Source organism: uncultured Corynebacterium sp., assembly GCF_945649885.1.
In the GTDB taxonomy this organism is placed as follows: domain Bacteria; phylum Actinomycetota; class Actinomycetes; order Mycobacteriales; family Mycobacteriaceae; genus Corynebacterium.
The window spans coordinates 1-9,413 of the sequence record NZ_CALZFS010000112.1; the positions used below are offsets into that span (position 1 = coordinate 1).

Consider the following 9,413-nt stretch of genomic DNA (forward strand, 5'->3'; position numbering starts at 1 on the left):
AGCCCTCTACGAACACCCCGACTGGCGCCGCGGTGAACAGAAGGACTGGGGCACCTACGTCTTCGACTTCGGACGCAATGAGGTCCGCAACTTCCTGGTCTCCAATGCGCTTTACTGGCTGGAGGAATTTCACATCGACGGTCTGCGTGTGGATGCCGTGGCCTCCATGCTCTACCTGGACTATTCCCGCGAAGACGGCGAATGGGAACCCAATATCTTCGGCGGCCGGGAAAACCTCGAAGCCGTCCAGTTCATCCAGGAGATGAACGCCACCGTGCTCCGCCTGCACCCCGGTGCCCTGACCATCGCCGAGGAATCCACCTCCTGGCCAGGAGTCACCGCACCCACCTGGGACGGTGGTCTGGGATTCTCCCTGAAGTGGAACATGGGCTGGATGAATGACACCCTGGAATACTTTGCCAAGGATCCCATCCACCGCTCCTTCCACCACAATGACCTGACATTCTCTCTGGTGTACGCCTTCTCCGAGCGCTTCGTGCTCCCCATCTCCCACGATGAAGTAGTCCACGGCAAGGGCTCCCTCTGGGACCGGATGCCCGGTGACACCTGGAACAAGGCTGCCGGAATGCGTACCTTCCTGGCCTACATGTGGGCACACCCAGGAAAGAAACTCCTGTTCATGGGCCAGGAACTAGGCCAACGCGATGAATGGTCCGAAGGCCGTGAACTGCCCTGGGGCATTGTCGACGGCTGGCAGGGTGAATACCACTCCACCATCCAGGACCTCATCCGCGAACTGAACAACACCTACAAAACCACCCCGGCACTGAGCAGCCAGGACTTCTCCGGTGAAGGCTTCACCTGGAACAAGGCTGATGATGCGGCCAATAACATCCTCGCCTTCACCCGCTACGGCACCGACGGTTCCCAGATCCTGTGCGTCTTCAACCTCTCCGGCACCTCCCAGTCTGAGTACAAAATCGGTGTCTCTGGCGGCAGCACCTGGCGCATGGTCCTCAACACCGACGAGGGCAAGTTCCGCGGAGCAGACAACCCGCTCCCTGAAACTCTCCAGGCGGTTGAATCCAACTGGGATGGCTTCCCGTACACCACCACCCTGCACTCCCCCGCCATGAGTGCTCAGTTCTACACCTGGGAAGGCTAAAGCCACGTCCCGGTAGAAATAGCGAATGCTCCCTTCAATATTGAAGGGAGCATTTTCTCATACGAGGGTGCTGATCAGACACTCTCTGACATGTCCCTCGACCCTGCCTGCTGGGACTATGGTGTCACCGCAATAATCGCCCCCGCAGGCAAAGCCGTGCGGGGGCTGCGCGTGCACCTTTGACCGCCGGGCCTAGTACAGGGCGCTGGCCATCTTCCGACGAGCTTCCAACACACGTGGATCAATGGGATCAAAGAGACCATACAGCTCGATCAGACGATCCTTCACCGCATCCTTCTCCTTGCCAGCAGTACGCGTCAGCAAGGCGATGAGGCGATCAAAGGCACCCTCCGGATTACCGGAGACAATCTCGGCATCCGCTGCGGCAAAAGCTTTCTCCGGAGAGGTCCGATCGGCATCGGCTTCAGCAACAACGTCCGTGTCATCCGGCAGACTACCCATGCGACCCAACAGCACGGCGGCATCACGGGCCTGCTTGATCTCAGCGTTCTTCGGATCCTCAGCAAGCATCTGTTCATAGATGGTGACGGCACCATCGAAATCACTGTTGTTCAGTGCCTCAGTGGCAGCATCCAGGCGGGGATCCTGTGGCTCCTCAACAGGTGCCTGGGGTTCCCCTCCAGCTGGGACCGCGCCCTCGGGTAGTCCACCCAGCTGTGAACCTACAGCCTGGATGACAGAACTGATCCACTGTCCCAGCGCCTCGGCGGGCTGTCCACCCTGAAAATCAGCCAGTGGGCGCCCAGCGGCCACCGCGATGGTGGTGGGAAGCCCTTGTACACCGAAAACCTGGGCTACATCAGGGTGGGTGTCAGCATCGATATAACCAAAGAGGAAGGACAGTCCGGCACCGGCGGCAAGCGTGGTGAGATCCGCCTTCAACTGCTCAGAATCAGGGCTGCGGGAGGTACCGATGAGGACGATGACCGGAACCTGCGTGGAACGACGCAACACGTCATTCTCTAGGTTCTCCATGGTCACATCAAAGGACGTGGGGATCACCTTGGAAGCGGGTCCTTCCTCGTGGGCCTTCTGACGGGATTCGGCACGGGCCTTCACCTCGCCGAGATCGATCGCGCCACTGACAAAACGATTAGGGGAGGTCACTGATGAAACACTCTTTCTCTCTGGAACTTGCTTGGATGAAACTCTACTGATCGGGTGACAGGCGTTCCTCGACGGCCTGCACCTTGCGGGTCAGGGTGTTCTCATAACCGGGACGGATATCCGCCTTGATCACCAGTGAGGTACGTGGAGATACCTTGGACACCGCCTCGGTGGCACGCTTGATCACGTCAAACACCTCATCCCACTCCCCCTCGATGAGGGTGAACATGGCATTGGTTTCATTCGGAAGACCGGATTCCCGAACCACACGGATGGCTTCGGTGACGGCATCGGCCATCTCCGCCTCTGGGTTATCGGCTACAGCTGGGGCTACAGAAAAGGCAATAAGCATGACTCCGAGAGTACCTGCATCACAGAAAGTGACCACGGACACGCCATATTTTTGTGCGGCAGCCAGGTCGCAGGAATAGACTAGGCAACCATGACTGAAAATTCACAGGCTATTGATATCCCCCATGAGTACGTCGTGTGCCTTGATCACGTCGGCATTGCAGTACCCAACCTTGATGATGCTGTTGAGTTCTACCGCAACGCCTTCGGCTGGGTGAACCACCACCAGGAAACCAATGAGGAGCAGGGCGTCACCGAGGCCATGGTCGGTCCGAAGGGCATGACCCACACCGATGGCATGATCCAGCTGCTGGCACCTCTGAATGAGGAATCCACCATCGCCAAGTTCATTGAGAAGAAGGGCCCAGGCCTGCAGCAGATGTGCCTGCGTACCAACAACATGGATGAGCTGTGCGATTACCTGCGTGCCCAGGGCATCCGCCTGCTCTACGACGAGCCAAAGATCGGTACCGGCGGCGCACGCATCAACTTCCTGCACCCCAAGGATGCCGGCGGCGTCCTGCTGGAACTGACCGAACCAGCAAACTAAGACTTAACGACGATCCCAGCAGGCTTTGTGCCAATGCCGGCGGTCGTCACCACGGCCCCCGACGTCCCGGGGCCAGGCGACAATATGGGCGACCCCAGGTGGGATGTTCTGATTGCATCCCGGGCACACATAGAACTTGGTGGCTGCAGATGATCCCATCTGCCGCACCATATAGGGCTCACCGAAGGACCAACTCGGCCCTTCCTGAACCTGGGTACCCCAGTAGACCGCACCATCGCGAGGCAATTCGCGGGGTGCGGTCTTCATTCTCCTGTTCTTCCGAGCCATGCCAGATCCTCTAAAAAAGCGTCAGCTCGTCAGACTCGATACCACGCAGTGACTGGTAGTCCAGTGTCACACAGCGGATACCGCGGTCTTCTGCCAGGGTACGTGCCTGTGGCTTGATCTCCTGGGCCGCGAAAACCCCCTGTACAGGCTTCAACAACTCATCACGGTTGAGCAGCTCCAGATAACGGGTCAGCTGCTCCACACCGTCGATATTTCCGCGACGTTTGATCTCCACGGCCACGGTCTGACCATCAGCATCACGGCACAGGATGTCCACCGGCCCAATCGCGGTCGGGTACTCACGACGCACCAGGGTGTAGCCCTCACCGAGGGTGGTGATGTGCTCAGCCAGCAGCTTCTGGAGGTGATCCTCCACGCCGTCCTTCACCAGGCCGGGATCCTGCCCCAGCTCATGGGAGAGCTCCGAGTAGATCTCCGCAACGGTGATCCGCAGCTGCTCCCCCTTCTTGTTCTCCACCACCCACAGGTACTCGCCCACCTCTTCCCCATCCTCATCGGTGATAGGGGTTTCTGTGAGGGAGCACGGTGGGGTCATCCAGTTGAGGGGTTTATAGGCCCGATCATCTGCATGGATGGAAACGGAACCATCAGCCTTCACCATCAAAAGGCGATCGGCCATCGGAAGGTGGGCTTCCAGACGGCCAATATAATCTACGGAACAACGGGCGATGACAAGACGCATGCCACCACCCTATCCAATGAGCTTCTAGCGATCACGCTGGGGGCCATTTCGGTTCTGATTCTTCAGGAAATCAGCTGCGGTGAGGGTATGTTCCGCACGCACATCAGGGGCTGCCTCCAGCCATGCGGTGAACGCCATCTCACCATTACTGTCCAGGCCCATTTCAATCTCCTCATCCTTGGATTTGATATGGACGATACTGGTGCCCTCAGACATAAAAACCGCCTCTTCAGGCGTGGGCTCCCGTCGATCAAGGAGCTCTACCGAAAGGCGGTGGAGGATATTGTCTGCCATGGGTGACAGGGAACGCAGCTTGAAGTACTCAAGGTCGTTGCCGTTATAACGCAGGGAGCCGTGACGCCACCCGTGCACCCCACTCTGTGGGAGATGACGCAGGATGACCATGGTGCCCCGTGAGCGGAGGGTGAAAAACCGCCAGGCCGCCAGCAAGACAGCGAGAACCGCGATGATCACCAAGGCCCAGATAATATATTCCACGGCTAAGTGTGTCCTCCCTGCAGCAAGAGAAAAGGTTTTAGTCGATCCTACCCACAAACATGGGTAATGAAAAATGACCTCTGTGCAGGTAACCCCTAGTCAAGCGGTTGGGGTTGTCACCTCACGCTATTTGCCGGTAAGTACCGCGGTTTGGACAAAGATAAACGCCCGCCGGGCACTGGAATCACTCCCAGTGCCCGGCGGGCGTTGTTCAGCTAAACGAAAGGGTACTAGAGACCTTCGCTGCTGCGGCGGACCGCGCGCAGCCCGGCCTCGGCACGTGCCTTGGCCAGCTCGTCGTCCGAATTCAGGTCAGCCTCGGCGGATGTGGAATCAACCTCATGCGCCCAGACGGCGAAGTCCGCGAGGATCGTCACCTTTTCCTTGGATACGGAGAGGAATCCACCCTGTACGCCGGCGACAAGCTTCTCGCCGTCCGTAGGCTGGATGGTCACGACACCGTTCTCGACCAGCTGGCCGAGCATCGGCTCGTGATCGGGCAGCACGCCGATCTCACCCTCGGTGGTCTGAGCGGTCACAATGCTGGCCTGACCCGACCAGAGCATGCGCTCGACAGACACCAGTTCAACGGTGATTTCAGCCATGTGTCTCTACCTTACTTTCCGGTCAGCTTCTTGTAAGCAACTTCGACATCGTCCAGTCCGCCCAGGCCGTTGAAAGCCTGCTCCGGGTAGTGGTCGAAGTCGCCGTTGCAGATACGCTCGAAAGCGTCGATGGTGTCAGCCAGTGGCACATAGGAGCCAGGCAGTCCGGTGAACTTCTCCGCGACGAAGAAGTTCTGACCAAGGAAACGCTCGATACGACGGGCGCGAGCCACGGTGATCTTGTCCTCTTCAGACAGCTCATCCATACCGAGGATGGCGATGATGTCCTGGAGTTCCTTGTTCTTCTGCAGAATACCGATGACGCGCTGGGCGACCTCGTAGTGACGCTCGCCAACGATTGACGGCTCGAGGATACGAGAAGTCGAGGTCAGCGGGTTCACTGCTGGGTAGATACCCTTGGATGCGATCGAGCGGTCAAGCTCGGTGGTTGCATCCAGGTGGGCGAACACGGCAGCAGGGGCAGGGTCGGTGTAGTCATCGGCAGGGACGTAAACGGCCTGCAGAGACGTAATGGAACGGCCCTTGGTGGAGGTAATGCGCTCCTGGAGAACACCCATCTCATCAGCCAGGGTTGGCTGGTAACCCACGGCAGAAGGCATACGACCCAGAAGGGTGGACACCTCGGAACCTGCCTGGGTGAAACGGAAGATGTTGTCAATGAAGAGCAGCACGTCCTGGTTCTGCACATCGCGGAAGTACTCCGCCATGGTCAGACCGGACAGAGCCACGCGCATACGGACTCCTGGTGGCTCGTCCATCTGGCCGAACACGAGAGCGGTGTCCTGGAGGACGCCCATCTCTTCCATTTCCAGGAAGAGGTCGGTGCCCTCACGGGTACGCTCGCCGACGCCTGCGAATACCGAGGTACCGGAGAATTCGCGGGCGATACGGGTGATCATTTCCTGGATCAGAACGGTCTTGCCCACACCGGCGCCACCGAAGAGGCCGATCTTTCCACCCTTAACATAAGGGGTGAGAAGGTCGACGACCTTGATGCCGGTCTCGAGGATCTCGGTCTTACCTTCGAGCTGGTCGAATGATGGTGGCTCGCGGTGGATTCCCCACTGCTCGCCATCGCGACCCAGGCCCGGCTCGTCGAGGCAGTCGCCGAGGGCGTTGAACACGTGGCCCTTGACAACATCGCCGACTGGAACGGAAATTGGCTTACCGGAGTCAACAACAGCCGCACCGCGGACCATGCCGTCGGTCGGTGCCATTGCAATGGTACGGATCAGGTTGTCGCCGAGGTGCTGAGCAACCTCAAGGACAACGGTCTTGGCGACTGATTCGAGGGTGACCTCGACAGTCAGTGCGTTGTACAGTGCCGGCAGCTCGCCGCGGGGGAACTCCACGTCGACGACCGCGCCAATGACACGCACGACACGGCCGGCAGTAGCTGCCAGCTGTGCGTTCTGCTCTGTAAGAGCTGTAGTCATAATCTAGTCACTTTCTCCGCTGTCAGATAGCGCACCAGCGCCACCGACAATCTCTGTGATTTCCTGGGTAATCTGTGCCTGACGAGCCGCGTTGGCCACTCGGGAAAGGTCCTTGACCAGTTCCGTTGCGTTGTCAGTTGCAGACTTCATCGCGTTTCGACGTGAAGCGGACTCTGCAGCGGCTGCTTCCAGGAAAATGGAGAACAACCTGCGTGAGACATACTGAGGAAGCAGTGCATCCAGCAGTGTGTCCGCGTCCGGTTCGAAGTCGTAATCCGGTTCGATGGCGCCGGCTGAATCAGTCAGCGCACTCTCGCCTTGTACGAAGATATCGTCTTCCATGACAGGCTCGATCGGCAGGAGCTGATGCACCACCGGCTGCTGAGTCAGCATGGAAATGAATTCGGTGTAGACAATATGAACCTGGTCGAAGCCCTGGATTCCCTGGCCCTCTTCCACGTTCAGTCCCTCGCGATAAGAGGCCTCGCCATTTGATGTGGCGGTGAAGCCATCAATCAGGTGGCGACGTACGTCGTGGGTGGCATCCCAGTTCGGATCCTGTGAGAATCCGGTCCAGGCACCTGCAACGTAGTCTTCGCGGAACTTGTAGTAGCCCACACCCTTACTACCGGTGACATAACGAACTACTTCGTATCCCTCTTCGCCCAGGAGCTTTTCCAGCTCCGTGGCCTTCTTGAATACGTTGTGGTTGTAGCCACCTGCCATGCCGCGGTCAGAAGAGACCACGAGCACGGCGGCTCGCTTGCCGCCTTCACGCTCACGCAGCATCGGGTGATCGAGGGAGCTGGCCGACGCGAGACGCTCCAGCACACGCTGGATCTCCTCTGCGTACGGTGCAGCAGCCGCGACGCGACCCTGTGCCTTGGTGATGCGTGAGGTGGCGATGAGCTCCTGAGCCTTGGTGATCTTCTTGGTTGAGTTGACCGAACGGATTCGGTCACGCAATTCACGAATTGTTGCCATGGTTCAAACGCCTCCCTTCAGTTGCTTGGTCAGTCATGATGTTTGAGGCTCTCTGCCTACTACTACTTGCTGACCTTGCGGGAAACGGTGAGCTGATCCTTCTTGACCTGGCTCGGGTCAAGTGCATCAACCTCAGCCTCGTTGATGACTGGGGTGCCATCAGTGGTCTGGAAAGCGCCCTTAAACTGCTCAGTAGCCTGAAGCAGGGTCTCCTTGGACTCGTCGGAGAGCACTGCTCCACCGGCGATCTGCTCGTAAACCTGTGGTGCGTTGGAACCGAGGTACTCGTGCAGCTCGGTTTCAAAGCGACGGACATCCTCGACGGGAACGTTGTCGAAGGCGCCCTCGCCTGCAAGCCACAGGGAGATGATCTGGTACTCAACGGACTGAGGTGCGTTCTCAGCCTGGATGAGCAGCTGAACCAGACGCTGTCCACGCTCGAGCTGAGCCTTGGAGGCAGCGTCCAGGTCAGAAGCGAAGGTGGCGAATGCTTCCAGGTCGCGGTAGGCGGCCAGGTCCAGACGGAGTGAACCGGCAACCTTCTTCATACCCTTGGTCTGAGCGGCACCGCCCACACGGGAAACCGAGATACCGACGTTAATCGCCGGACGGACTCCACGGTTGAACAGGTCGGACTCAAGGAATACCTGACCATCGGTGATGGAAATCACGTTGGTAGGAATGAAGGCGGAAACGTCGTTGGCCTTGGTCTCAATGATCGGCAGTGCGGTAATGGAACCGGCACCGAGCTCATCGTTCATCTTGGCCGCGCGCTCCAGCAGACGGGAGTGCAGGTAGAAGACGTCACCTGGGTATGCTTCGCGGCCCGGTGGGCGACGCAGCAACAGGGAGATGGCACGGTATGCCTCAGCCTGCTTGGTCAGATCATCGTAGATGACCAGGACGTGGTCGCCCTGGTGCATCCAGTGCTGGGCGAGAGCAGCGCCGGCAAATGGTGCGAGCCACTTGAAGCCAGCAGCGTCAGAGGCAGGAGCCGCCACGATTGTGGTGTACTCCAGAGCGCCCTGCTCCTCGAGGGTCTTACGCAGGGCTGCAATGGTGGAGCCCTTCTGACCGATTGCGACGTAGATGCAACGAACCTGCTTGCTCTTGTCGCCGGTCTCCCAGTTGGCCTTCTGGTTAAGGATGGTGTCAATACAGACCGCGGTCTTGCCGGTCTTACGGTCACCAATGATCAGCTGTCGCTGGCCACGACCGATTGGGGTCATGGCATCAATAGCCTTGATGCCGGTGGACATTGGCTCTTCGACTGGCTGGCGCTCAAGCACGGAAGGTGCCTGAAGCTCGAGGACGCGGTCCTCTTCAGCAGCGATTTCGCCAAGGCCATCGATGGGCTTGCCAAGTGGGTCGATGACGCGACCCAGGAATTCCTCGCCGACGGGGATAGACAGAACGTCTCCCGTACGACGAACCTGGTCGCCTTCCTTCAGTAGCTCGTAGTTACCCAGGACCACGACGCCGACAGAGTCGGTGTCAAGGTTCTGCGCGACGCCGATGACGCCGCCCGGGAACTCCAGGAGCTCATTCGCCATAACAGACGGGAGGCCCGAAACCTGGGCAATACCGTCAGCGGCCGAAATAACCACGCCGACCTCCTCACGGGAGGCCTCCGCGGAGTAGCTCGAGGTGTAGTTCGCAATCGCGCTACGGATCTCATCGGAGGAGATCGTCAGCTCCGCCATGTTCTTCCTGCTCTCGGTTG

At 58.9% G+C, this 9,413-nt stretch carries 11 protein-coding genes; 2 read left to right on the top strand and 9 right to left on the bottom strand.

Annotated elements, in window-relative coordinates; all coding sequences use genetic code 11:
• Positions 1 to 1,126 (top strand): 1,4-alpha-glucan branching enzyme (gene glgB / locus Q0M74_RS11100; RefSeq protein ID WP_293954425.1); only part of this gene is annotated, 1,126 nt, incomplete at its 5' end.
• 192 nt (positions 1,127 to 1,318) lie between these two features.
• On the opposite strand, the gene Q0M74_RS11105 is transcribed toward glgB, so the two are convergent.
• Entirely contained in the window at positions 1,319 to 2,254 is a 936-nt protein-coding gene (locus Q0M74_RS11105; RefSeq protein ID WP_293954427.1) for a tetratricopeptide repeat protein, read from the bottom strand.
• Between the two features lie 43 nt (positions 2,255 to 2,297).
• The gene (locus Q0M74_RS11110) at positions 2,298 to 2,606 is read right to left on the bottom strand and encodes a thiamine-binding protein (protein WP_293954429.1); all 309 of its coding nucleotides are present in this window, start codon (positions 2,604 to 2,606) and stop codon (positions 2,298 to 2,300) included.
• Between the two features lie 90 nt (positions 2,607 to 2,696).
• On the opposite strand from Q0M74_RS11110, the gene mce reads away from it, so the two are divergent.
• On the top strand, positions 2,697 to 3,155 hold the full coding sequence (gene mce, locus Q0M74_RS11115) for a methylmalonyl-CoA epimerase (RefSeq protein ID WP_293954431.1): 459 nt from the start codon (positions 2,697 to 2,699) through the stop codon (positions 3,153 to 3,155).
• Positions 3,156 to 3,158: 3 nt separating this feature from the next.
• Here the strand turns inward: mce and Q0M74_RS11120 are convergent, their stop codons facing one another.
• The 7 genes from Q0M74_RS11120 to atpA all read right to left on the bottom strand — a co-directional run bounded on the left by Q0M74_RS11120 (position 3,159) and on the right by atpA (position 9,393).
• The gene (locus Q0M74_RS11120) at positions 3,159 to 3,443 is read right to left on the bottom strand and encodes a hypothetical protein (RefSeq protein ID WP_293954433.1); all 285 of its coding nucleotides are present in this window, start codon (positions 3,441 to 3,443) and stop codon (positions 3,159 to 3,161) included.
• 10 nt (positions 3,444 to 3,453) lie between these two features.
• Complete coding sequence (nucS, locus tag Q0M74_RS11125; RefSeq protein WP_293954435.1) at positions 3,454 to 4,146, bottom strand: endonuclease NucS; 693 nt, start codon at positions 4,144 to 4,146, stop codon at positions 3,454 to 3,456.
• 24 nt (positions 4,147 to 4,170) lie between these two features.
• Entirely contained in the window at positions 4,171 to 4,644 is a 474-nt protein-coding gene (locus Q0M74_RS11130; protein WP_293954437.1) for a DUF2550 domain-containing protein, read from the bottom strand.
• A gap of 230 nt (positions 4,645 to 4,874) precedes the next feature.
• A complete protein-coding gene (locus Q0M74_RS11135; protein WP_293954439.1) occupies positions 4,875 to 5,249 on the bottom strand; it encodes a F0F1 ATP synthase subunit epsilon in 375 nt (124 codons plus the stop codon).
• Between the two features lie 11 nt (positions 5,250 to 5,260).
• Positions 5,261 to 6,706, bottom strand: coding sequence for a F0F1 ATP synthase subunit beta (atpD, locus tag Q0M74_RS11140; RefSeq protein WP_293954441.1), 1,446 nt, complete (start codon positions 6,704 to 6,706; stop codon positions 5,261 to 5,263).
• Positions 6,707 to 6,709: 3 nt separating this feature from the next.
• The gene (locus Q0M74_RS11145; RefSeq protein ID WP_293954443.1) at positions 6,710 to 7,690 is read right to left on the bottom strand and encodes a F0F1 ATP synthase subunit gamma; all 981 of its coding nucleotides are present in this window, start codon (positions 7,688 to 7,690) and stop codon (positions 6,710 to 6,712) included.
• 62 nt (positions 7,691 to 7,752) lie between these two features.
• A complete protein-coding gene (gene atpA / locus Q0M74_RS11150) occupies positions 7,753 to 9,393 on the bottom strand; it encodes a F0F1 ATP synthase subunit alpha (RefSeq protein ID WP_293954445.1) in 1,641 nt (546 codons plus the stop codon).
• Positions 9,394 to 9,413 lie beyond the last annotated feature (20 nt).